Below are 24,063 nucleotides of genomic sequence, written 5' to 3'. Positions count from 1 at the left end.
GGCGATCAGCCTGATGACCTCCTCGGGGAGCCAGGAAGCGGGGGAGGTGCCCGGCGTATCGGCGCGGGCGCCGGGTGGGGGCTCCGCTGGGGAAGCGGGGTCTGGCGGCGCGGGCGGCGTACGGGGGGACGTGTCCGAGGAGGGCCGCCAGGGGGTGGGTCAGCGGCCAGGGGTAGAGGCTGTGCGGCCGCCGGACGCGTGGGCGGGCCCAGGTGGCCCGGGTGAGGCGGGTTCGCACCCCTGACAGGCGGGTGGCAGCTGTCGCTGTACGGCGGCGGAGCGTGCGTATGCCCATGCGGGCATCCTTATGGCTGCGCTCGGCCGGGGGCGCGGTGGTGGGGGCCGGTCGGGTGACCACGAGCACGGGCCGTGGGTGTGGGTACGTGTGCGTGTTTTCGGGTGCGTGTTTTGGGTGCGGGTCGGGTGGGGGCGTCTCGCGCAGTTCCCCGCGCCCCTGAAAAGCAGGGGGCTGCGGTCCCGTGCTTTTCGGCCCGCAGCCCCGTCGTCCTTCACAGCCCCGCGGACCCGTCGTCCGTCACGCCCTGCGGACCCGTCGCCTTCAGACCCGCGGGGCCTGGTCTTCTCAGGGGCGCGGGGAACCGCGCGAGAAGCCCCACCGGAGCCGCACCCGCCGACGAAGCCCGCGCTCCCGAGCCGCACCCTGGTCGCTAGTGGGCCGCCGACTCCCAGTCCGGGCCGTAGCCCACCGAGACGTCCAGCGGGGCCCTCAGGTTGACGGCGCCCGCCATCTCGTGGCGGAGGATCTGCTCGGTGCGGTCGCGTTCCCCCGGGGCGATCTCCAGGACGATTTCGTCGTGGACCTGGAGGAGCATGCGGGAGGCGAGGCCGGCCTCGTCCATGGCGCGGCCGACGTTCAGCATGGCGATCTTGACGATGTCCGCGGCGGTGCCCTGGATGGGCGCGTTGAGAGCCATCCGCTCGGCGGCCTCGCGACGCTGACGGTTGTCGCTGTTGAGGTCGGGGAGATAGCGGCGGCGCCCGAAGATCGTCGCCGTGTACCCCGTCGCGCGTGCCTCGTCCACGGCCCGGCGCAGATAGTCCCGTACACCGCCGAACCGCTCGAAGTACGCGTCCATCAGGGCACGTGCCTCGCCCGCGTCGATGTTCAGCTGCTGGGAGAGGCCGAACGCGGACAGCCCGTAGGCCAGGCCGTACGACATCGCCTTGATCTTGCGGCGCATCTCCGCGTCCACCGCCGACTGCTCCACCCCGAACACCTGGGCGGCCGCCGTGGTGTGCAGGTCCTCGCCGGAGGTGAACGCCTCGATGAGGCCCGCGTCCTCGGAGAGATGGGCCATCACACGCAGTTCGATCTGGCTGTAGTCCGCCGTCATCAGCGACTCGAAGCCCTCGCCGACGACGAAGCCGCGGCGGATGCCACGGCCCTCGTCGGTGCGGACCGGGATGTTCTGGAGGTTCGGGTCCACCGACGACAGACGGCCCGTGGCGGCGACCGTCTGGTTGAACGTGGTGTGGATGCGGCCGTCCGCGGCGACGGTCTTCATCAGGCCCTCGACGGTGACGCGGAGCTTCGCCTGCTCACGGTGGCGGAGCATGATCACCGGCAGCTCGTTGTCCGTCTGGCCGGCGAGCCAGGCGAGGGCGTCCGCGTCCGTGGTGTAGCCCGTCTTCGTGCGCTTGGTCTTGGGCAGGCCCAGCTCGCCGAAGAGGACTTCCTGGAGCTGCTTGGGCGAGCCCAGGTTGAACTCGTGCCCCGCCGCCGCGTGCGCCTCCTTCACCGCCTGCTGCACGGCGCCCGCGAACATCTGCTCCATGGCCTCCAGATGGGCCCGGTCCGCCGCGATGCCGTGGCGTTCCATGCGGGCCAGGAGCGCGGAGGTGGGCAGCTCCACGTCCCGGAGGAGGTCGGCCGCGCCCACCTCCTGCAGGCGCCGGCCGAAGGCCTCGCCGAGGTCGAGGATCGCGCGCGCCTGCACCATCAGCGCGTCGGCCTCGGCACCCTCGTCCGCCCCGAAGGCCAGCTGGCCGTCTGCCGTGGCGGCGGGGGCCAGCTCGCGGCCCAGGTACTCCAGGGACAGCGCGTCCAGGTCGAAGGAGCGGCGGCCCGGCCTGACCAGGTACGCGGCGAGCGCGGTGTCCATGCCGACGCCCTCGATCGTCCAGCCGTGCTCGGCGAAGACCCGCATCGCGGCCTTGGCGTTGTGGAACACCTTCGGCCTCGCGGTATCGGCGAGCCAGGCCGCCCACGCGGTCTCGTCCGTCTCGTCCAGTTGGGTCGGGTCGAACCAGGCCGCCGCTCCCCCGGCCGCGGCGAGCGCGATCTCGGCGACCGAGCCCGTGCCGAGCGCCCAGGTGTCGACCGTGGCGACACCGAGGACCTCCGTGCCGTGCTCGGCGAGCCAGGGGGCCACCTCGCCGGAGCCGAGGACCGTGCCGTCCACCTCTACGCCCGGGGCGGCCGGCTGACCGGCGTCGGCCTCCTCGGCGCCCGGGTCGACGGCGAGCAGGCGCTCGCGCAGCGACGGGTTGCGGATCTCCAGGGTGTCCAGGACCATCGCGACGGCCTTGCGGTCGTACGCGGCGCGCTCCAGGTCGGTGACGCCCTTGGGCAGTTCGACCGTGCGCACCATCTCGGTGAGGCGGCGGTTGAGCTTGACGGCCTCCAGGTGGTCGCGGAGGTTCTGCCCGGCCTTGCCCTTGACCTCCTCGACGCGCTCGACGAGATCCGCGAAGGAACCGAACTGGTTGATCCACTTCGCGGCGGTCTTCTCGCCGACACCGGGGATGCCGGGGAGGTTGTCGGACGGGTCGCCTCGCAGGGCCGCGAAGTCCGGGTACTGGGCCGGGGTGAGGCCGTACTTCTCGAACACCTTCTCCGGGGTGAACCGGGTCAGCTCCGAGACGCCCTTCGTGGGGTAGAGCACGGTGGTGTGCTCGCTGACGAGCTGGAAGGAGTCACGGTCGCCGGTGACGATGAGGACCTCGAAGCCCTCCGCCTCGGCCTGGGTGGCGAGGGTGGCGATGATGTCGTCGGCCTCGAAGCCGTCGACCGCGAAACGGACGGCGTGCATCGCGTCGAGCAGCTCGCCGAGCAGTTCGACCTGGCCCTTGAACTCGTCCGGGGTCTTCGAGCGGTTCGCCTTGTACTCGGTGAACTCCTCGGAGCGCCAGGTCTTGCGGGAGACGTCGAACGCGACCGCGAAGTGGGTGGGGGCCTCGTCGCGCAGCGTGTTCGCCAGCATCGACGCGAAGCCGTAGATCGCGTTGGTCGGCTGGCCCGTCGCCGTCGTGAAGTTCTCCGCCGGCAGCGCGAAGAACGCGCGGTAGGCCAGCGAGTGCCCGTCCATGAGCATGAGCCGGGGACGGCTGCCGCCGGGGGTGCTGTCGGTCTTCTTCGATCCAGTCTCTGCCACGAACCCGATCCTGCCACGTGCCACTGACAGCCGGACCCCAGGGACGTGCCGAGTACCGCCCGAGGCCGGGGCGGCGGCAGGTTTCGGCCGGGAGCCAGCCGGATCCGGGTGCGAAGGCCGCCCCGGCACCACCGAACGCCGCCCGAAGCAACGGGCAATGCCGCCCCGGCCCCGCCGAACGCCCTCCCCGCAGCCGGGGGAAACACCCCGGCACGACCCGACCCGACCCGACCACCACCGTCGTCGTCGTGGCGGACCGCCGTCTCAGGCAGACCGCCGTCTCAGGCGGAGAGTTCGGAGCGGCTGAGAAAAGGGGGCAGTCGCCGACGGCGCGCCGGTCGATCTCGACCTCCGGCCGATCGCAGGCCGCCCTCCGATCACAGGCCCCCAGCCGCTCTCACCCACCCGCCGACCTCAGTCCCCAGACCCCGACCCCGGCCACCGCCCCGCCCCGGCCCCCGGTCGGCCCCAGCCACCCTCCGGTCTCGGATGTCGGCCGAGCCCGACCCCCACCGATCTCCGCCGCCGACCGAGCCCATCCACCTTGCGCCCCCTCCACCACCCCTCACCCCAACCCCACCCCAACCCGCCGCCCGGCCCCCGCGGTCTCGGTCATCGATCCGTCTCGTTCGTCGTCGGTCACGCGTGCGAGGATCGGAGGAACAGCCTCACGCCCGAACAGAACGTGTATGCGAATGGGGAGCAGCCATGGCCGGCAAGGCGCCGAAGAGTGATCCGGTTCAGGACGCGCCGCAGGTCGCGGAGCCCAAGCACGCGGCGGCGGGCCTGCCGGCGATCGGGCACACGTTGCGGATCGCGCAGCAGCAGATGGGTGTGAAGCGGACCGCGCTGACGCTGCTGCGGGTCAACCAGAAGGACGGCTTCGACTGTCCGGGCTGCGCCTGGCCGGAGCCGGACCACCGGCACGCCGCCGAGTTCTGCGAGAACGGCGCGAAGGCGGTCGCCGAGGAGGCCACGCTGCGCCGGGTCACCCCGGAGTTCTTCGCCGCCCACACCGTCGCCGACCTGGCGACCCGCAGTGGCTACTGGCTGGGGCAGCAGGGGCGGCTCACCCACCCCATGTACCTCCCCGAAGGCGCCGACCGCTACGAGCCGGTGTCCTGGGAGCGCGCCTTCGACATCGTCGCCGAGGAACTGAAGGCCCTCGCCTCCCCCGACGAGGCCCTCTTCTACACCTCCGGCCGGACGAGCAACGAGGCCGCGTTCCTGTACCAGCTGTTCGCCCGTGAGTTCGGCACGAACAACCTGCCGGACTGCTCCAACATGTGCCACGAGTCGTCGGGCTCCGCGCTCTCCGAGACGATCGGCATCGGCAAGGGCAGCGTCCTGCTGGAGGACCTCTACAAGGCCGATCTGATCGTCGTCGCCGGGCAGAACCCGGGGACGAACCATCCTCGGATGCTCTCCGCGCTGGAGAAGGCCAAGGCGAACGGCGCGAAGATCATCACCGTCAACCCGCTGCCCGAGGCCGGCCTGGAGCGGTTCAAGAACCCGCAGACCCCGCAGGGCATGTTCAAGGGCGCCGCCCTGACCGACCTGTTCCTCCAGATCCGCCTCGGCGGCGACCAGGCCCTGTTCCGCCTCCTGAACAAGCTGATCCTGGCGGAACACGACAGCGCCTCCGGCACCGGGTCCGACGCGGTCGACGAGGCGTTCATCAGCGAGCACACCCACGGCTTCGAGGAGTTCGCCGAGGCCGCCCGCGCCGCCGACTGGGACGAGACGCTCACCGCGACCGGCCTCACGCGCGAGCGGATCGAGGAGGCGCTGCGCATGGTCCTCGCCTCGAAGCGGACCATCGTCTGCTGGGCGATGGGCCTCACCCAGCACAAGCACTCGGTGCCGACCATCCGCGAGGTGGTCAACTTCCTTCTGCTGCGCGGCAACATCGGCCGCCCCGGCGCGGGCGTCTGCCCGGTGCGCGGCCACTCGAACGTGCAGGGCGACCGCACGATGGGCATCTTCGAACGGCCCGCCCCGGCCTTCCTGGACGCCCTGGAGAGGGAGTTCGGCTTCGCCCCGCCCCGGGAGCACGGATACGACGTCGTACGGGCCATCAGGGCCATGCGCGACGACAAGGCGAAGGTGTTCTTCGCGATGGGCGGCAACTTCGTGTCGGCCTCCCCCGACACCGAGGTCACGGAGGCGGCCATGCGCCGCGCCCGGCTCACCGTGCACGTGTCGACGAAGCTGAACCGCTCGCACGCCGTCACGGGCGCGCGGGCGCTGATCCTGCCCACCCTGGGCCGCACCGAGCGCGACCTCCAGGGCGGCGGCGAGCAGTTCGTGACCGTCGAGGACTCGATGGGCATGGTGCACGCCTCACGCGGGCGTCTGGAGCCCGCCAGCGGGCAGCTGCTGTCCGAGACGGCCATCGTATGCCGGCTCGCCCGCCGCGTCCTCGGCGCGGACAGCCGGACGCCGTGGGAGGAGTTCGAGAAGGACTACGCGACGATCCGCGACCGCATAGCGCGCGTGGTGCCCGGTTTCGAGGACTTCAACGCGCGCGTGGCCGACCCCAGCGGCTTCGCCCTCCCGCACGCCCCGCGCGACGAGCGGCGCTTCCCCACCGCCACCGGCAAGGCCAACTTCACGGCCGCGCCGGTCGAGTACCCGCGGCTGCCGCAGGGCCGCCTCCTGCTGCAGACGCTGCGCTCGCACGACCAGTACAACACCACGATCTACGGCCTCGACGACCGCTACCGGGGCATCAGGAACGGCCGCCGGGTCGTGCTGGTCAACCCCGAGGACGCGCGGGCGCTGAAGCTCGCCGACGGGTCGTACGTGGACCTGGTGAGCGAGTGGCGGGACGGCGTGGAGCGCCGGGCCGACGGCTTCCGGGTGGTGCACTACCCGACGGCACGCGGCTGTGCGGCCGCCTACTACCCGGAGACCAACGTCCTGGTGCCGCTGGACGCCACCGCCGACACCAGCAACACCCCGGCCAGCAAGTCCGTCGTGGTCCGTCTGGAACAATCGTCGACCGACTGAGCGTTCGCTCAGGAGGGCCGGCGCGCGACCGCCGGCGGCGCACGCGAGCGACGACGACGACGAACGGAGCCCCATGGGCGAGCAGCACCAAGTGAAGTTCCCGCAAGAGGTCATCGACGAGTACGCGACCCTGGGCATCGACCTGGTCGCGATGTTCTCCGCCGGGCATCTGGGCACCCGTATGGGCGTGCGGATCGTGGAGGCGTCGGCGGACCGGGTCGTCGGGACGATGCCGGTGGAGGGCAACACCCAGCCGTACGGGCTGCTGCACGGCGGCGCGTCCGCCGTGCTCGCGGAGACCCTGGGATCGGTCGGCTCCATGCTGCACGCCGGCAGCTCCAAGATCGCCGTGGGTGTCGACCTGAACTGCACACACCACCGGGGCGTGCGGTCCGGGCTGGTGACCGGTGTCGCCACACCGCTGCACCGAGGGCGTTCGACGGCGACGTACGAGATCGTCGTCAGTGACGAGGCCGGCAAGCGGGTGTGCACGGCCCGGCTGACCTGCCTGCTCCGGGACGCTCCGGCGGTCGCGGGTGAGCGGGCGCGGACGTCGGACTGATGCGCGCGGACGCGGGGCCGGCCGGGACGAAGGCCGCTTCTCCCCTGGTCTCCCACGGCGGCCAGGCCCTAGCGTCTGGGTATGGCAACGGGAAGAGCGCTCCGGCCGGCGGCGGTGCTCGGGCTGGCGCTGCTGACCGGTGTCCTGGCCACCGGGTGCGCACAGTCGGGTGCGACGGGCCGGCCGGCGACTGCGACGGGCGGATCGACGGCCCCGCGGGGCGGCGGCTCACCGTCGCCGTCGGCCACCCCGCCCGAGGAGCTGTGCGCGAAGCTCGTCGCGTACTGGGCACGGGAGACGGTGGACGACGACACCTACGGCGACTATCAGTCCATGGGGCTGTCGAACGGGCAGTACGACATCCTGCGGGAGGTCGTGGACGCGGCACGGGCCGAGAAGGAGCGCGCGGGTTCCGCCGCCGCGGAGCGGCTGATCGAACGGCGGGCGCGTGCGGACTGCCGGGAGCGGTACCGCTCGGGCGGTCCGGGCGAGGAGCACTGGCAGTGAGCGGGGTCGGTCCCGTGGAGCCGGGCGAGGGCACGCGCGCGTGGGCCGTGCCGGAAGCGGACCTCGTGCCCCCTCCGGAGCCTCCTCACGGGCGGTTCACGCGGGCGTACGCCCGGCACCGCCGCGCCCTGCTCGCGGCGACCGTGGCCGTCGCCGTGCTCACGGCCGGCTGCTACCTGTACGCCACCCGGCCGAAGCCGGAACCCGAGCCCGAGGCGCCGTACCCGTCCCAGGCGGTCGGCGTGAGCTATCTCGGCCCGGTGACCCGGTCCGCCGGGGCGCCGCGCGCGAGCTTCGGCTTCGAGGTGGAGCTGAGCGTGCGGTCGGGCCCCCCGGTCACCATCGAACGGATGACCCAGCCCTACGCGGGGCTCTCCCTGCGGACGGACCCTCGCACTCCGGTCCGGATCGGGACGGACCAGCCCCGCAAGATCGTCATCACCATGCGCGTCACCGAATGCGGGAAAGCGCCGAAGAACGCCGGACTGCCTTTCCTGGACGTAACTCTACGTAATACGCGCGCAATGGAAGAGCACAGTTTCATCCTGGGCGAGCGCTACGCACAGAACCTCTCCGACGCCCTTCAAGTCGCCTGTAGCAACGATTCCACGTCAGCACCAAAACCCTGAACACTCCTGAACCTACCCGCATCGATCCTGCACGTTCTCAGTATGTGGACAGGGCGAATCGCCTTGAATTCCGCACATCCACCCACTGAGTACCGCTCTGCATTACCTCGTGTCATAACAAGAGCGTCACAGCCTTGGCCAGACCCTCCTACACATTCCCTACACCCGCCTAGAGTCACGGCCAGTCACCGCGCCACCGGAATCGAAGCCACGTCTTCGGCCCAGCGCTCGACTCGGCCACTTTCAAACAGGAAGGGCCGTGCCAGGGAAAGGACTGAATCGTGCGTCAACGCTCGCTCATAGCCATCACCGCCGCGCTGGCGGCGGGAGCACTCACTCTCACCGCCTGCGGTTCGCGCGACGAGGGCAACGGCGGCTCGGACACCGGCAGTGGCACCACTGTCGTCATCGGCGTCGACGCCCCGCTGACCGGTGACCTGTCCGCGCTGGGCCTCGGCATCAAGAACTCCGTGGACCTGGCCGCCAAGACCGCCAACAAGGACAAGTACGTCGAAGGCGTCACCTTCAAGGTCGAAGCCCTCGACGACCAGGCACAGCCCTCCTCCGGCCAGCAGAACGCCACGAAACTCGTCGCCGACAAGGACGTCCTCGGTGTCGTCGGCCCGCTGAACTCCTCAGTCGCCGAGTCCATGCAGAAGGTCTTCGACGACGCCAAGCTCGTCGAGGTCTCCCCGGCCAACACCAACCCGGCCCTGACCCAGGGCCCGGACTGGCAGACCAAGAAGGTCCGCCCGTACAAGTCGTACTTCCGCACCGCGACCACGGACGCCATCCAGGGCCCGTTCGCCGCCCAGTACGTCTACAACGACGCCAAGAAGAAGAAGGTCTTCGTCATCGACGACAAGAAGACCTACGGCGCCGGTCTGGCCGCCACCTTCACCGCCGAGTTCAAGAAGCTCGGTGGCAAGGTCGCCGGCACCGAGCACATCGACCCCGAGACCAAGGACTTCTCCGCGGTCGCCACCAAGGTCAAGTCCTCCGGCGCCGACGTCGTCTACTACGGCGGCGAGTACCCCCAGGCCGGCCCGCTCAGCAAGCAGATCAAGGCCGCAGGCGCCAAGGTCCCGGTCGTCGGCGGTGACGGCATCTACAGCAGCGAGTTCATCAAGCTCGCCGGCTCCGGCAGCACCGGCGACCTCGCCACCTCCGTCGGCGCCCCCGTCGAAGAGCTCGCCTCCGCCAAGGAGTTCGTCGCCAACTACAAGACCGAGGGCTACAAGGAGGCCTACGAGGCCTACGGCGGCTACTCCTACGACTCGGCCTGGGCGATCATCGAGGCCGTGAAGAAGGTCGTCGAGGACAACGACGGCAAGCTCCCGGACGACGCCCGCGCCAAGGTCACCGAGGCCGTGCAGAACGTCTCCTTCGACGGCGTGACCGGCAAGGTCTCCTTCGACGAGTACGGTGACGCCACCAACAAGCAGCTCACCGTCTACGCCGTCGAGGGCGGCGAGTGGAAGGCCGTCAAGTCCGGCACCTACGCCGGCTGACCCACACCCACACCCATCCCTGAGCCGCGCGGGGCGCCGCACCACTGGCGCCCCGCGCGGACTCACATCCGGTCACATCCCTCGATATATCCGAAGTCTCGGAGGACATGCGGTGAACGAACTGCCGCAGCAGCTGGTCAACGGCCTGCTACTGGGATCCATGTACGGGCTGGTCGCCATCGGCTACACGATGGTCTATGGCATCGTCCAGCTCATCAACTTCGCCCACGGTGAGATCTTCATGGTGGGCGGATTCGGCGCCCTCACCATGTACCTGTACGTGCTGCCCGACGGCACGTCCATGTGGGTGGCACTGCCCCTCATGCTCATCGGCGGCACCCTCGTCGCCGTACTCGTGGCGGTCGGCGCGGAACGATTCGCCTACCGCCCCCTGCGCACAGCACCACGCCTCGCGCCCCTCATCACCGCCATCGGCCTCTCCCTCGCCCTCCAGCAGGCGGTGTGGGCCTGGTACCCCAACGCCCGGTCCGCGATCACCTTCCCCCAGATCGAGGGCGGCCCCTTCGAGATCGGCAGCGTCACCATCCAGACCGGTGACATCTTCCTGCTGCTCGCCGCCCCCATCAGCATGGCGATCCTCGCGTACTTCGTGATGAAGACCCGCACCGGCCGCGGCATGCAGGCCACCGCGCAGGACCCGGACACCGCCAAACTCATGGGCATCAACACCGACCGCATCATCGTGGTCGCCTTCGCCCTCGGCGCCGCCTTCGCCGCCGTCGGATCCGTCGCCTACGGCCTCAAGTACGGCGAGGTCCAGTTCCGCATGGGCTTCATCCTCGGCCTCAAGGCGTTCACCGCCGCCGTCCTCGGCGGCATCGGCAACATCTACGGCGCCATGCTCGGCGGCCTGGTCCTCGGCGTCGCCGAAGCCCTCTCCACCGCCTACATCTCCGACATCCCCGGCATGGAGCAGTTCGGCAGCCAGTCCTGGGCCAACGTCTGGGCGTTCGTACTCCTCATCCTCGTACTCCTCGTCAGGCCACAGGGGCTGCTCGGCGAGCGCGTGTCGGACAGGGCGTGACACCGATGACCACACAGACCACCGCACCCCGGACCACCGGCAAGACCACCGCCGGCGACCCGCACAGCCTCGTGGGCATCCCCCCGCACATCGGCCGCGCCCTCGCCACCGGCGGCGGAGCCCTCGCCGTCATCTCCGCCTTCCTCGCCTGGACCTGGACCTCGGCCTTCCCCGGTGACCTCACCGTCTACGGCTACCCGGGCGGCCTCCAGGTCCTCGTCCTCATCGGCGGCGCCCTCACCGCGCTCCTCGGCCTGTCGTCCTACGGCATCAAGGGCCTGCGCTGGCTGACCCCCGCGGGCGCCGACAGCGCCGTCAAACTGGCCGCGCTCGGCACCTTCGGCACCGCCTGGTACACGATCATCGCGATCAGCGCCCAGCTCGGCGGCGTCGTCAACCTGGAGCCCGGCGGCTGGATCGCCGGCGTCGCGACCCTCGCGGCCCTGCTCGGCGCCCTCTCCCTGCCGTTCGCACTGCCGGAGACCGAACCCGGCGACCCGGACGACACCGGCTGGGACCAGTTCCGCCACAAGGCACGCACCCAGCGCACCATCGTCAAGGCGGCCTTCGCCTCCGGCACCGCCACCCCCGCGCGCAAGCTCCCCGCATACGCCGAAATCCTGATCATCGTCGCCGCGCTCGCCCTCGGCCTCACCGTCTTCACCTACGGCATCGGCACCGAGTACGACGAACTGTTCATCGGCTTCCTCATCACCGCGGGCTGCAGCTTCGGTGCAGCCGCAAAGGCCGGCCTCGTGGGCCGACTCTCGGCGCTCACCGCCAAGCACCGCAACGTGACGATGATCGGCGCGTTCACCGCGGCCGCCGCCTTCCCGTTCACCCAGTCCGACGACCAGTACGCGACCATCGGCGTCTACATCCTGATCTTCGCCACCGTCGCCCTCGGCCTGAACATCGTCGTCGGCCTCGCCGGCCTCCTCGACCTCGGATACGTCGCCTTCCTCGGCGTCGGCGCCTACACCGCGGCCATGGTCTCCGGCTCCCCCTCCTCCCCCTTCGACATCCACCTGCCTTTCTGGGCATCCGCCATCCTCGGCGCCGCCGTCGCCATGATCTTCGGCGTCATCATCGGCGCCCCCACCCTGCGCCTGCGCGGCGACTACCTCGCCATCGTGACGCTCGGCTTCGGTGAGATCTTCCGGATCACCGTCCTCAACATGGACGGCACCTCCGGCCCCGACATCACCAACGGCTCCAACGGCATCTCCTCGATCCCGAACCTCAACATCCTCGGCTTCGACTTCGGCCAGGAACACACCTTCCTGGGCTTCACCATCGCCCGCTTCGCCAACTACTTCCTGCTGATGCTCCTCATCACCCTGGTCGTGGTCATCGTCTTCCGGCGCAGCAGCGACTCCCGCATCGGCCGCGCCTGGATCGCCATCCGCGAGGACGAGACCGCCGCCCTCGCCATGGGCATCAACGGCTTCCGCGTCAAGCTCATCGCCTTCGCCCTCGGCGCAGCCCTCGCCGGCCTCGCCGGCACGGTCCAGGCCCACGTCACCTACACGGTGACACCCGAGCAGTACCAGTTCGCCGCGGTCGTCCCGCCCAACTCGGCCTTCCTCCTCGCAGCGGTCGTCCTCGGCGGCATGGGCACCATCAGCGGCCCGCTCGTCGGCGCCGCACTGCTCTACCTCATCCCGTCCAAGCTCCAGTTCCTGGACGACTACCAGCTCTTCGCCTTCGGACTCGCGCTCGTCCTGTTGATGCGCTTCCGCCCGGAGGGCCTCATCCCGAACCGGCGCCGCCAGCTCGAATTCCACGAAGAGGCCGAAGCGCCCGCAGTCCTCAGCAAGGCAGGGGCCTGACCACGATGACTACCGACACCACCACCAAGGACACCGCCCCCGGCTCCAGCGCCTCCGGCGAGACCGTCCTCGACGCCCGCGGCGTCACCATGCGCTTCGGCGGTCTCACCGCCGTACGCAACGTCAACCTGACCGTCAACAGCGGCGAGATCGTCGGACTCATCGGCCCCAACGGCGCCGGCAAGACGACCTTCTTCAACTGCCTCACCGGCCTCTACATCCCCACCGAGGGCGAAGTCCGCTACAAGGGCCAGGTCCTGCCGCCCAAGTCCTTCAAGGTCACCGCGGCCGGCATCGCCCGCACCTTCCAGAACATCCGTCTGTTCGCCAACATGACGGTCCTGGAGAACGTCCTCGTGGGACGCCACACCCGCACCAAGGAAGGCCTCTGGTCGGCCCTCCTGCGCGGCCCCGGCTTCCACCGGGCCGAGAAGGCCTCCCGCGAACGCGCCATGGAACTCCTCGAGTTCGTGGGCCTCGCCGACAAGGCCGAACATCTCTCCCGCAACCTGCCCTACGGCGAACAGCGCAAGCTGGAGATCGCACGAGCCCTGGCCAGCGAGCCCGGCCTGCTCCTGCTCGACGAGCCCACCGCAGGCATGAACCCCCAGGAGACGCGAACCACCGAAGAACTGGTCTTCGCCATCCGCGACCAGGGCATCGCCGTCCTCGTCATCGAGCACGACATGCGGTTCATCTTCAACCTCTGCGACCGCGTCGCCGTCCTCGTCCAGGGCGAGAAGCTCGTCGAGGGCGACAGCGCCACCGTGCAGGGCGACGAGCGCGTGGTCGCCGCCTACCTCGGCGAACCCTTCGAAGACGCACCCGGCCAGGACGAGGTCGCCGAAGTCGAGGCCGCCGAAGCACAAGCCGCGCCCACGCAGGACGCCGCGCCCGGCAAGGAGAACGACCGATGACCACACTGCTCGAAGTAGAGGACCTCCGGGTCGCCTACGGCAAGATCGAAGCCGTGAAGGGCATCTCCTTCAAGGTCGAGGCCGGCGAGGTCGTCACCCTCATCGGCACCAACGGCGCCGGCAAGACCACCACCCTGCGCACCCTGTCCGGCCTGCTCAAGCCCGTCGGCGGCCAGATCAAGTTCGACGGCAAGTCGCTGAAGAAGGTCCCCGCGCACGACATCGTCGCGCTCGGACTCGCCCACTCCCCCGAGGGGCGGCACATCTTCCCGCGCATGACCATCGAGGACAACCTCCGCCTCGGCGCCTTCCTGCGCAGCGACAAGCCCGGCATCGAGAAGGACATCCAGCGCGCCTACGACCTCTTCCCCATCCTGGGCGAACGTCGCAAGCAGGCCGCGGGTACGTTGTCCGGCGGCGAGCAGCAGATGCTGGCCATGGGCCGCGCGCTCATGTCCCAGCCGAAGCTGCTCATGCTCGACGAGCCCTCCATGGGCCTCTCGCCGATCATGATGCAGAAGATCATGGCGACGATCGCCGAGCTGAAGTCCCAGGGCACGACGATCCTGCTCGTCGAACAGAACGCGCAGGCCGCGCTCTCGCTCGCCGACCAGGGCCACGTCATGGAGATCGGCAAGGTCGTCCTGTCCGGCACGGGCTCCGACCTGCTGCACGACGAGTCGGTCCGCAAGGCCTACCTCGGCGAGGACTGACCTCGCTCGCACACGACGAGGCCCGCACCCCCCTTCAGGGGGGGTGCGGGCCTCGTCGTACATACCGGGGGGTGGGGTCAGCCCTTGGCCGCCTTCTTCTCGTCGGCGTCCTGAATCACGGCCTCCGCCACCTGCTGCATCGACATCCGACGGTCCATCGACGTCTTCTGGATCCAACGGAACGCGGCCGGCTCCGTCAGCCCGTACTCCGTCTGCAGAATCGACTTCGCACGGTCGACGAGCTTGCGGGTCTCCAGGCGGAGGGTGAGGTCGGCGACCTCCTTCTCCAGCTCCTTGAGCTCCGTGAACCGGGACACGGCCATCTCGATGGCCGGCACGACGTCACTCTTGCTGAACGGCTTCACCAGGTACGCCATCGCACCGGCGTCCCGGGCACGCTCGACAAGATCGCGCTGCGAGAAGGCGGTCAGCATCAGAACGGGCGCGATGCCCTCCTCGGCGATCTTCTCGGCGGCGGAGATGCCGTCCATCTTGGGCATCTTCACATCGAGGATCACGAGATCCGGCTGGTGCTCCCGGGCCAGCTCGATGGCCTGCTCACCGTCACCGGCCTCGCCCACGACGGAGTAGCCCTCCTCTTCGAGCATCTCCTTCAGGTCGAGACGGATCAACGCCTCGTCCTCGGCGATGACGACGCGGGTCGTCAGCGGAGGCACGTGCGACTTGTCGTCGTCGGCGACGGGCTGGGGCGACTCGGGGGCGGTCACGTGGGCTCCTCGTTCGGGGCAGGGGTACTGCTGACAAGAGAGTACCTAGCTGCGGTAAGGTGGGGGCACGGCGAGTGACCGCCAACCTTCGTTTCAAAGGGGCCCCGGTAGCCCAGCGGCAGAGGCAATGGTCTCAAACACCATCCAGCGTCGGTTCGAATCCGACCCGGGGCACTTTTCCTTTAGTTCCAAGGTCACAACACGCAAGCGGATGTTCACGTTCTCGTGAACCTCCGCTTTTTGCTGTGCGCGGACGCGATCAGTCGCAGAGAGTGGCCGCATGTACGACGTCAGCACGCGCAAGCGAGCACTCGTGTTGGTCGCTCAGGGGCGCAGCCTCAACTCCGTGAGCCAGGAAACGGGCATCTCCCGAGCCGCCATCCGCGCCTGGCAACAACGCCTGGAACCCCTGCCTCGCATGGCGCCCACCGATCCAGGCCCACCAGCGGATGATGGCGCGTACTCCTATCTACTGGGCCTCTACCTGGGCGACGGCTGCATCAGCGCCCACCCCCGCAGTGGCTACTACCTACGCATCGCCTGCGCCGACGCATGGCCCGGCCTCATGGAGCAGTGCCGCGAGGCCATCACGAACGTACGCCCCGGTATCGGTGTCTACCTCCTCCAGAAGGAGGGCTACACGATGGTCACCAGCTACTCCCGACACTGGCCCCTCCTCTTCCCCCAGCACGGCCCCGGCAAGAAGCATGAGCGCACCATCGCTCTCGACCCCTGGCAGCAAGCCATCGTCGGCAACCACCCCTGGGAGTTCATCCGCGGCCTCATCCACTCCGACGGCTGCCGCATCACCAACTGGACGACCCGTCTGGTCGGCGGCGAGCGCAAGCGCTACGAATACCCCCGTTACTTCTTCACCAACGTGTCAGCCGACATCATCCGGCTCTTCACGGACACGCTGGACCGAGTAGGCGTCGATTGGAAACTCGCGAACGCCCGCAACGTCTCCATCGCCCGCAAAGCCTCCGTCGCCCTCCTCGACACCCACGTAGGCCCGAAGTACTGACCCCCCACTACTACTTCGGGCTGTCGTCCTCGCCGATGTGATGCACACGCACCATGTTCGTGAAGCCCGCGACCCCCGGCGGCGAGCCGGCCGTGATCACGACCACGTCGCCCTTCTTGCAGCGGCCGTACTTCAACAACAGCTCATCCACTTGGTCGACCATCGCGTCCGTCGAGTCGACGCTCGGGCCCAGGAAGGTCTCCACGCCCCACGTGAGGCTCAACTGCGAGCGTGTCGCCGGGTCCGGGGTGAAGGCCAGGAGCGGGATCGGGGAGCGGTAGCGGGAGAGGCGGCGGGCCGTGTCGCCTGACTGGCTGAAGGCGACGAGGAACTTGGCGTCGAGGAAGTCGCCGATCTCGGCGGCCGCGCGGGCCATCGCGCCGCCCTGGGTGCGGGGTTTGTTGTGCTCGGTGAGGGGCGGGAGGCCCTTCACGAGCATGTCCTCCTCCGCCGCCGCCACGACCCGGCTCATCGTGCGGACCGTCTCCACCGCGTACTTGCCGACGCTCGTCTCGCCGGACAGCATCACCGCGTCCGTGCCGTCGAGGACCGCGTTCGCGACGTCGCTGACCTCGGCGCGTGTCGGCCGGGAGTTGTTGATCATCGAGTCGAGCATCTGCGTGGCGACGATGACCGGCTTGGCGTTGCGCTTCGCGAGCTTGACCGTGCGCTTCTGGACCAGGGGGACCTGTTCGAGGGGCATCTCGACGCCCAGGTCGCCGCGCGCGACCATGATGCCGTCGAAGGCCGCGACGATCTCCTCGATGTTGTCGACCGCCTGCGGTTTCTCGATCTTGGCGATGACGGGGAGTCGGCGGCCTGCCTCGTCCATGATCTGGTGGACGCGTTCGATGTCCCGGCCGGAGCGGACGAAGGACAGCGCGATGACGTCGAAGCCCGTGCGGAGCGCCCAGCGGAGGTCTTCCTCGTCCTTCTCCGACAGCGCCGGCACCGATACGGCGACCCCCGGCAGGTTCAGTCCCTTGTTGTCCGAGACGACGCCGCCTTCGACGACCCTGGTGTGGACTCGGGGGCCGTCCACGGCCGTGACTTCCAGTGTGACCTTGCCGTCGTCGACGAGGATGTGGTCGCCGGGGCTGACGTCGGCCGCGAGGCCGCTGTACGTCGTGCCGCAGACCTCGCTGTCCCCTTCCACTCCCTCCTCGACGCTGATCGTGAAGGTGTCGTCGCGTTCGAGGAGTACGGGGCCTTCGGTGAAGCGGCCGAGGCGGATCTTCGGGCCTTGAAGGTCGGCGAGGGTGCCGACGCTGCGGCCGGTCTCGTCGGCGGCCTTGCGGACGTGCTGGTAGCGCTCGTCGTGTTCGGCGTGGCCGCCGTGGCTGAGGTTGAAGCGGGCGATGTCCATGCCGGCCTCGACCAGGGCCTTGATCTGGTCGTACGAGTCGGAGGCGGGCCCGAGGGTGCAGACGATCTTTGCTCGGCGCATGTTTCGAGCCTATGGCTTACCCACCGGTAGTGATTTGGTGGAGGGTGACTACTCAACGGCCTTTGGGTGAAAGGTAATTGACAAGTGGTCACAAGGGTTGAAGGGTGCTCCGGCCCGAGCGGCCCGGGGCGCTTCTGCGGCTGGTCACAGTTGTGGCGGGAACATCGTGAAGCGGGCGTTGACCTGCGCGTGGACGTGTTGACGTTGGGGTTCCAGGTCGAGGGGGGCGGCGGCGGTGTCCTCGGCTTCGGCGATCATGGATCGCATACGTCCGCCGGGGGCGGCCTGGTGGATGGGCTGGGGGGTCTCCGCGCCGATGTCGGCGAGTTCGACCAGGGCGGCCAGGGAGGTTCCCAGGGCCTCGGCGTACTCTCTGGCGCGCTGCACGGCTTCCCGTACGGCCTGCTGTCGGGCTCGTCTGTGGGCGGGTGAGTCGGGGCGGAGGGACCACCAGGGGCCGTCGACGCGTGTGAGGTCGAGGTCGGCGAGGCGTGTGGTGAGTTCGCCCAGTGCGGTGAAGTCGGTCAGCTCGGCGGTGATGTGGACGCGGCCGTGGTAGGCCTGGATCCTTTCGCCTCTGCCTTTCTCCTTCAGTTCGGGGGTGATGGAGAGGGCGCCGGTCTCCAGTCGTTCGACTGCTTCGCCGTAGGTCTTGACGAGGTCGAGGACGGTGGTGTTGCGGCGGGTGAGGTCGTCGAGGGCGGTGCGCCGGTCCTTGCCGCGGGCGAGGACGGTAACTGCGATGCGGGCTGTTTCGGGGTCGACTTCGAGGTGGGCCTCGCCGCGGACGGCGATGCGGGGCGCGTCGGGGGTGCCGTAGGGGACGGCGGTGGGGTGGGTTTCCTCTGGACTGGTGGCCATACGTCCCACTCTGTCACCGGTGGTGTGGTCGCCGACCCCGCAGGTCACCAGATCGAAACCTGTTGGGTCTGTTGCGGTGGGGGCGGTGCGGGTCAGAATCTACGCGCGTCGTCGCATGTGGTCGTTTGTTCTGTCGGCCATTGTCTACGCGCGTTGAGATCGTCCGTTCCTCCGAGGAGTACCCGACATGCCCTTGAACCGCCGGAAGTTCCTGAAGAAGTCGGCCGTGACCGGTGCGGGAGTGGCCATCGCCGGTTCGGCCATGGCCCCGAGTGCGCAGGCGGCCGAGGTGAAGGGTGTCAGGAAGAAGGACCCGACGCGGTACAGCTTCACCGTGATGGGGACGACCGACCTGCACGGCAATGTCTTCAACTGGGACTACTTCACGGACAAGGAGTTCGACGACAAGGCGCACAACGACGTCGGTCTGGCCAAGATCTCCACGCTGGTGAACGAGATCCGCAAGGAGAAGGGGCGGCGGAACACGCTGCTCATCGACGCCGGTGACACCATCCAGGGCACGCAGCTGTCGTACTACTACGCGAAGGTGGACCCGATCACCGCCAAGGGTGGTCCGGTGCATCCGATGGCGCAGGCGATGAACGCGATGGACTACGACGCGGCGGCGCTGGGCAACCACGAGTTCAACTACGGCATCCCGGTGCTGCGGAAGTTCCAGAAGCAGTGTCGTTTCCCGCTGCTGGGTGCGAACGCGCTGGATGCGAAGACTCTGCTGCCGGCCTTCCCGCCGTACAGCATGCACCGGATGCGTGTGCCGCACGGGCCGGATGTGAAGGTGGCGGTCCTGGGTCTGACGAACCCGGGTATCGCGATCTGGGACAAGGCCAATGTGCAGGGGAAGATGACGTTCCCGGGGCTGGAGGAGCAGGCGGCGAAGTGGGTGCCGAAGCTGCGGTCGATGGGGGCGGATGTCGTCATCGTGTCGGCGCACAGTGGGTCTTCCGGCACCTCTTCGTACGGTGATCAGCTGCCGTTCATCGAGAACGCGGCCGGGCTGGTGGCCGAGCAGGTACCGGGGATCGACGCGATTCTGGTGGGGCACGCGCACACGGAGATCCCGGAGTACTTCGTCACCAACAAGGAGACCGGCAAGCAGGTGGTGCTGTCGGAGCCGCTGAAGTGGGGGCAGCGGCTGACGCTGTTCGACTTCGAGCTGGTGTGGAGCAAGGGCTCCTGGAAGGTCGAGAAGGTCGGCGCGCAGGTTCTCAACTCCAACACGGTGGAGGAGGACCCGAAGATCGTGTCGATGCTCGTCGACGAGCACAAGAAGGTCGTCGCGTACGTCAACCAGATCATCGGTACGAACGCGGCCGAGATGACGTCGGTGGAGGCGCCGTACAAGGATGTGGCGATCATCGATCTGATCAACCACATCCAGGCCGACACGGTGAAGCAGGCTCTTTCCGCTTCCGAGTACGCGTCGCTGCCCGTGTTGTCGCAGGCGGCGGCGTTCTCGCGGAGTGCGGTGATTCCGGCGGGGAACGTCAGTATTCGGGACGTGGCGGGTCTGTATGTCTTCGAGAACACGCTGGAGGCGCGTCTGATGACGGGTGCGCAGATGAAGGCGTACCTGGAGTTCTCGGCGAACTACTTCGTGCAGACGGCGGCGGACGCGGCGGTCGATCCGGCGAAGCTGACGAACGCGAACGGGACGCCGGACTACAACTACGACGCGGTGAGTGGTCTGTCGTACGAGATCGACATCGCGAAGCCGGCGGGGTCGCGGATCGTGAATGTGCGGTTCGAGGGTGCGGCGTTGGCGGACGACCAGAAGTTCGTGTTCGCGGTGAACAACTACCGGGCCAACGGCGGTGGCAACTTCCCGCATGTCGCCGCGGCCCAGTTGCTGTGGTCGAACTCGGACGAGATCCGTAACACGATGATCGCGTGGGTGAAGGCGAAGGGGTCGATCGACCCGGCGGCGTTCGCGTCGGTGGACTGGAAGCTGACGCGGAACGGTACGCCGGTCTTCTAGAGGTTGTGCCCGTCTTCTAGAGGTTCAGGAGTGACAGGTCCACGGCGTCGGCGATGGCTTTCGCGCCGGCGTCGTTGACGTGGAGGCCGTCGCCGCTGTTGTAGTCGTCGTGGATGCGGGTGGGGTGGTCCGGGTCCGCGACGGCGGCGGCGATGTCGATGACGGCGTCGAAGGGGTGGCTGTCGCCGAGGAGCCAGGTGTTGACCTCGGCGCGTACGGTCTGGCCCTCCTCGGTGTCGTAGCCGGGGTAGACGGTGCCGGCGTAGGGGCCGATGGTGGAGCCGATGACGGTGAGGCCGGCGGTGCGGAGGCGGTCGGCGAGGGCGGTCAGTGCCGTGGCGAGGTCGGCGGCCGTGGGGAGTTTGGCGGGTTCGGGGAAGGCGATGGCGCCGGGCAGGCCGAGGTCGTTGAGGCCGACATGGATGATGACGTGGCTGGCGCCGGGTACGTCGAGGACGTCCCGTTCCACTCTGGACAGCAGGTGGGCGCCGATCTCGTCGGTGAGGAGCCGGTTGCCGGAGATGCCGGTGGCGACGATCCAGCCGCTGGTGAGGCGGCGGTCGAGCTGGGCGGGGAAGCTGCCACCGGTGCCGGGGGTGGTGGCCATGCCCTCGATCCAGGAGTCCCCGAAGGCGACGGCGATGCGGGTGCTCTCGGGAGCCAGGACGTCGATGCCGGTGACGAAGTGCCCGGTGATGAGTTCGTCGGATTCGTCGAGGGATGCGGCGGTGAGCTGGTCGCCGGGGACGGCGTGGCCGACGTCGTAGGGGATCGCGGTGTGTGTGGTGAGGCCGGTGTCGCCGGGGAGGTAGAGGCTGAGGGCGAGTTCCTCGCCCGCGGTGACGGGGCCTTCGACGGGGTCGCTGATGATCTCCTCGCCGGGCGGGACGGTGACGGTCTCGGCGCCGGCGAAGAGGAGGGTGACATCAGTGGCGGGGTCGATGGCGCTGCCTTCGGTGCGGCGGGCGAGGTGGGCGCCGCCGATGTCGAGGGGTGTGCGGCCGTAGAGGTTGCTGAGGCGGATGCGTAGAGCCTCGCCGCCGCCTGTGGGGCGGAGGGTCTGCCGTACGGTCTGGTCGGTGAAGCTTCGGACTTCGAAGAGTTTGAAGGCTTCGTGGGGGTCGATCACGGCGGAGCGGTGGGCGGCGATCCAGGTCGTGCCTGTGCGAGTGCTGGTCATGGCCGAAAGGTAGGCAGATTTCTTGCAGCCGTCACCACTCCTGCCCTACTTCTTTGCTCGTCGATTACCTTAGGTCGACGAGTGGGGTCAGTGGGGTGAGGGTCTTCTCCTGCCGGGCGGGTGGGATCTGCGGCCGGGGTTCGAGGCCGAAGGTGGTGAAGGCGGTGCGGCCGGGCAGGGGGTAGGGCTCCTTGCCGGTGAGGGTGTTGAGGATGGTGGCGCTGCGCCAGGCGGCGAGGCCGAGGTCGGGGGCGCCGATGCCGTGGGTGTGCAGTTCGGCGTTCTGGACGTAGACGCGGCAGCCGGTGGCGGTGACGGACGGGTCGAGGATCATCCGGAACCTGTCGTCGACGCGGGGGCGCTCGCGGCTGTCGCGCCGCATGTACGGGTCGAGGCCGGCGAGCACGCGGTCCAGGGGGCGCTCGTGGTAGCCGGTGGCGAGGACGACGGCGTCGGTGGTGAGGCGGGAGCGGGCGCCCTGTTCGATGTGTTCGAGGTGGAGTTCGACCTTGGTGGTGGCGAGCCGGCCGGCCGTGCGGACGTGTACGCCGGGGGTGAGGACGGCGTCGGGCCAGCCGCCGTCGAGGGTGCGGCGGTACAGCTCGTCGTGGATGGCGGCGATCGTGTCGGCGTCGATGCCCTTGTGGAGCTGCCATTGGGCGGCGACGAGCCGGTCCCGGGTCGGTTCGGCGAGGGCGTGGAAGTAGCGGGTGTAGTCCGGCGTGAAGTGTTCCAGGCCCAGCTTGGAGTACTCCATGGGCGCGAACGCCTCCGTGCGGCCGAGCCAGTGCAGTCGTTCCCGGCCGGGGTGCCGGTGGCGCAGCAGGTCGAGGAAGACCTCGGCTCCGGACTGTCCCGCGCCGATGACGGTGATGTGTCCGGCGGCCAGGAGGCGGTCGCGCTCGTCGAGGTAGTCCGCGGCGTGGATGACGGGCACGCCGGCCGCCTCGACGAGCGGCTTGAGGGGTTCGGGAACGTACGGTTCGGTGCCGACGCCGAGCACGACGTTCCGCGCGTAGGTACGGCCGAGTGCCGCGGCCTGTCCGTCGCTGTCCAGTTGGGTGTGGTCGACCTCGAACAGGTCCCGTTCGGGGTTCCAGCGCACCGAGTCGACCTGGTGGCCGAACCGCAGTCCCGGCAGGTTCTCGGCGACCCAGCGGCAGTAGGCGTCGTATTCGGCGCGCTCGATGTGGAATCGCTCGGCGAAGTAGAACGGGTAGAGCCGGTCGCGGGTCCTGAGGTAGTTCAGGAACGACCAGGGGCTCTTGGGGTCGGCGAGCGTCACCAGGTCGGCCAGGAAGGGGACTTGGACGGTGGCGCCTTCGATGAGCAGTCCCGGGTGCCAGCCGAAGGTGGGGCGCTGTTCGTAGAAGACGGCGTCGAGTTCGGCGAGGGGGTGGGCGAGGGCGGCGAGGGAGAGGTTGGCGGGTCCGATGCCGACGCCGACGAGGTCGCGGGGGGCTTCGGGTTCCGGCTGGTCGTGCTCTGGGGGCGTGCTCATGCGGGGGCGTGTCCTTCGTGTTCTGCGAGTGCTGTGGGTGCCGCGAGTGCTGTGGGTGCCGCGAGTGCTGTGGGTGCCGCGAGTGCTGTGGGTTCTGTGGGTTCTGTGGCTTCCACGAGCTTCAGCAGGGTGGCGAGGTCGCCCGGCCGGGCGTGGGGGTTGAGCAGGGTGGCCTTGAGCCACAGTCGGCCGTCGAGTTCGGCGCGGCCCAGGACGGCCCGGCCGTCGTGGAGCAGTCGGCGGCGTACGGCGGCCACGGCGTCGTCGGACGCCCCGCTGGGCCGGAAGAGGACCGTGCTGATGGTGGGCCGGTCGTGGAGCTCGAAGCCGGGGTGTGCCTCGACGGTGGCGGCGAACTCCTGGGCGAGAGAGCAGACTTGGTCGACGAGGCGGCCGATTCCGGTGCGGCCCAGGGTCTTGAGGGTGACGGCGATCTTGAGGATGTCGGGCCGTCGGGTGGTCCGCAGGGACCGGCCGAGCAGGTCGGGCAGGCCGGCCTCGGTGTCGTCGTCCGCGTTGAGGTAGTCGGCCCGGTGGTGGAGGGCGGCGAGGTCCGGTGCGTCGCGTACGGCGAGGAGTCCGGCGGCGGCCGGTTGCCAGCCGAGTTTGTGCAGGTCCAGGGTGACGGTGTGGGCGCGGGCGAGGCCGTGCAGACGGGCTCGGTGCCGGTCGCTGAAGAGGAGGCCTCCGCCGTAGGCCGCGTCGATGTGGAGCCGGGCGCCGTGGGTCGCGCAGAGGTCGGCGATGTCGGGCAGCGGGTCGATGAGCCCGGCGTCGGTGGTGCCGGCGGTGGCGGCGACGAGGAGGGGCCCCGGGAGGTGGGTGAGGGCGTCGTCCAGGGCGGCGGGGTCGAGGGTGCCGGCCGGGGTCGGGATCACGACGGGCTCGGGGAGGCCGAGGAGCCAGGCGGCGCGGGGGAGGGAGTGGTGGGCGTTGGCCCCGCAGACGAGCTGGACTCCCGCGTGTGCCTCCCGGGCCAGCAGGACGGCGAGGTGGTTGGACTCGGTGCCGCCGGTGGTGACCAGTGCGTCGGCGGCGCCGGTCTCCTGGGCCAGCGCCCGGGTCACCAGCGCTTCGAGCGTGGAGGCCGCCGGGGCCTGGTCCCAGGAGTCGAGGGACGGGTTCAGCACGGAGGCGGCCAGGTCCGCGGCGGCGGCCACGGCCAGGGGTGGCGTGTGCAGGTGGGCCGCGCACAGGGGGTCG

General features: G+C 69.4%; 19 protein-coding genes and 1 tRNA gene. 12 read left to right on the top strand and 8 right to left on the bottom strand.

Annotated features, from left to right (window positions below; all coding sequences use genetic code 11):
• Both AWZ10_RS52955 and polA read right to left on the bottom strand, forming a co-directional pair.
• Positions 1-295, bottom strand: a 295-nt coding sequence (locus AWZ10_RS52955; RefSeq protein ID WP_208618535.1) for a hypothetical protein, incomplete at its 3' end; no start/stop codon positions are given.
• A 373-nt stretch (positions 296-668) separates the two neighbouring features.
• Positions 669-3,395 (bottom strand): DNA polymerase I, encoded by a 2,727-nt coding sequence (polA, locus tag AWZ10_RS20960; RefSeq protein WP_060891801.1) that lies wholly within the window; start codon positions 3,393-3,395, stop codon positions 669-671.
• A 708-nt stretch (positions 3,396-4,103) separates the two neighbouring features.
• Between polA and AWZ10_RS20955 the strand changes: the two genes are divergently transcribed.
• The 9 genes from AWZ10_RS20955 to AWZ10_RS20915 all read left to right on the top strand — a co-directional run bounded on the left by AWZ10_RS20955 (position 4,104) and on the right by AWZ10_RS20915 (position 14,123).
• Complete coding sequence (locus AWZ10_RS20955; RefSeq protein ID WP_060891800.1) at positions 4,104-6,407, top strand: FdhF/YdeP family oxidoreductase; 2,304 nt, start codon at positions 4,104-4,106, stop codon at positions 6,405-6,407.
• A gap of 73 nt (positions 6,408-6,480) precedes the next feature.
• Complete coding sequence (locus AWZ10_RS20950; RefSeq protein WP_037693237.1) at positions 6,481-6,969, top strand: PaaI family thioesterase; 489 nt, start codon at positions 6,481-6,483, stop codon at positions 6,967-6,969.
• Between the two features lie 81 nt (positions 6,970-7,050).
• Positions 7,051-7,476 (top strand): hypothetical protein, encoded by a 426-nt coding sequence (locus AWZ10_RS20945; RefSeq protein ID WP_046706558.1) that lies wholly within the window; start codon positions 7,051-7,053, stop codon positions 7,474-7,476.
• Positions 7,473-8,105 (top strand): hypothetical protein, encoded by a 633-nt coding sequence (locus tag AWZ10_RS20940; protein ID WP_060891799.1) that lies wholly within the window; start codon positions 7,473-7,475, stop codon positions 8,103-8,105. The genes AWZ10_RS20945 and AWZ10_RS20940 overlap by 4 nt, the downstream gene beginning before the upstream one ends.
• Positions 8,106-8,386: 281 nt before the next feature.
• Positions 8,387-9,616, top strand: a complete 1,230-nt coding sequence (locus AWZ10_RS20935; RefSeq protein ID WP_046706560.1) for a branched-chain amino acid ABC transporter substrate-binding protein — start codon at positions 8,387-8,389, stop codon at positions 9,614-9,616.
• 112 nt (positions 9,617-9,728) lie between these two features.
• Positions 9,729-10,661 (top strand): branched-chain amino acid ABC transporter permease, encoded by a 933-nt coding sequence (locus AWZ10_RS20930; RefSeq protein WP_060891798.1) that lies wholly within the window; start codon positions 9,729-9,731, stop codon positions 10,659-10,661.
• A 5-nt stretch (positions 10,662-10,666) separates the two neighbouring features.
• The gene (locus tag AWZ10_RS20925) at positions 10,667-12,493 is read left to right on the top strand and encodes a branched-chain amino acid ABC transporter permease (RefSeq protein WP_046706561.1); all 1,827 of its coding nucleotides are present in this window, start codon (positions 10,667-10,669) and stop codon (positions 12,491-12,493) included.
• A 5-nt stretch (positions 12,494-12,498) separates the two neighbouring features.
• Positions 12,499-13,410, top strand: a complete 912-nt coding sequence (locus AWZ10_RS20920; RefSeq protein ID WP_046706562.1) for an ABC transporter ATP-binding protein — start codon at positions 12,499-12,501, stop codon at positions 13,408-13,410.
• Positions 13,407-14,123, top strand: coding sequence for an ABC transporter ATP-binding protein (locus AWZ10_RS20915; protein ID WP_046706563.1), 717 nt, complete (start codon positions 13,407-13,409; stop codon positions 14,121-14,123). The genes AWZ10_RS20920 and AWZ10_RS20915 overlap by 4 nt, the downstream gene beginning before the upstream one ends.
• A gap of 77 nt (positions 14,124-14,200) precedes the next feature.
• Here AWZ10_RS20915 and AWZ10_RS20910 read toward each other — a convergent pair whose 3' ends face one another.
• A complete protein-coding gene (locus AWZ10_RS20910) occupies positions 14,201-14,851 on the bottom strand; it encodes an ANTAR domain-containing response regulator (RefSeq protein ID WP_037693246.1) in 651 nt (216 codons plus the stop codon).
• Positions 14,852-14,952: 101 nt separating this feature from the next.
• Between AWZ10_RS20910 and AWZ10_RS20905 the strand changes: the two genes are divergently transcribed.
• A tRNA-Leu gene (locus AWZ10_RS20905) sits at positions 14,953-15,025 on the top strand.
• Between the two features lie 106 nt (positions 15,026-15,131).
• A complete protein-coding gene (locus AWZ10_RS20900; protein WP_060891797.1) occupies positions 15,132-15,875 on the top strand; it encodes a helix-turn-helix domain-containing protein in 744 nt (247 codons plus the stop codon).
• A gap of 10 nt (positions 15,876-15,885) precedes the next feature.
• Here AWZ10_RS20900 and pyk read toward each other — a convergent pair whose 3' ends face one another.
• Together pyk and AWZ10_RS20890 are read right to left on the bottom strand one after the other, a co-directional pair.
• Complete coding sequence (pyk, locus tag AWZ10_RS20895) at positions 15,886-17,322, bottom strand: pyruvate kinase (RefSeq protein ID WP_046706565.1); 1,437 nt, start codon at positions 17,320-17,322, stop codon at positions 15,886-15,888.
• Positions 17,323-17,466: 144 nt separating this feature from the next.
• A complete protein-coding gene (locus AWZ10_RS20890) occupies positions 17,467-18,183 on the bottom strand; it encodes an SIMPL domain-containing protein (RefSeq protein ID WP_060891796.1) in 717 nt (238 codons plus the stop codon).
• A gap of 187 nt (positions 18,184-18,370) precedes the next feature.
• Between AWZ10_RS20890 and AWZ10_RS20885 the strand changes: the two genes are divergently transcribed.
• The gene (locus tag AWZ10_RS20885) at positions 18,371-20,179 is read left to right on the top strand and encodes a 5'-nucleotidase C-terminal domain-containing protein (protein WP_046706224.1); all 1,809 of its coding nucleotides are present in this window, start codon (positions 18,371-18,373) and stop codon (positions 20,177-20,179) included.
• Between the two features lie 16 nt (positions 20,180-20,195).
• Here the strand turns inward: AWZ10_RS20885 and AWZ10_RS20880 are convergent, their stop codons facing one another.
• From AWZ10_RS20880 to AWZ10_RS20870, 3 genes are all read right to left on the bottom strand, one after another.
• The gene (locus tag AWZ10_RS20880) at positions 20,196-21,359 is read right to left on the bottom strand and encodes a GDSL-type esterase/lipase family protein (RefSeq protein ID WP_060891795.1); all 1,164 of its coding nucleotides are present in this window, start codon (positions 21,357-21,359) and stop codon (positions 20,196-20,198) included.
• 64 nt (positions 21,360-21,423) lie between these two features.
• Complete coding sequence (locus AWZ10_RS20875) at positions 21,424-22,860, bottom strand: lysine N(6)-hydroxylase/L-ornithine N(5)-oxygenase family protein (protein ID WP_060891794.1); 1,437 nt, start codon at positions 22,858-22,860, stop codon at positions 21,424-21,426.
• A partial coding sequence (locus AWZ10_RS20870; RefSeq protein WP_079104415.1) for a pyridoxal phosphate-dependent decarboxylase family protein occupies positions 22,857-24,063 on the bottom strand: 1,207 nt, incomplete at its 5' end. The genes AWZ10_RS20875 and AWZ10_RS20870, both read right to left, overlap by 4 nt.

Source organism: Streptomyces europaeiscabiei (assembly GCF_001550375.1).
In the GTDB taxonomy this organism is placed as follows: Bacteria; Actinomycetota; Actinomycetes; order Streptomycetales; family Streptomycetaceae; genus Streptomyces; species Streptomyces europaeiscabiei.
The sequence above is the reverse complement of the archived record's forward strand: the minus strand, read 5'-3'. Positions and strand labels throughout refer to the sequence as shown.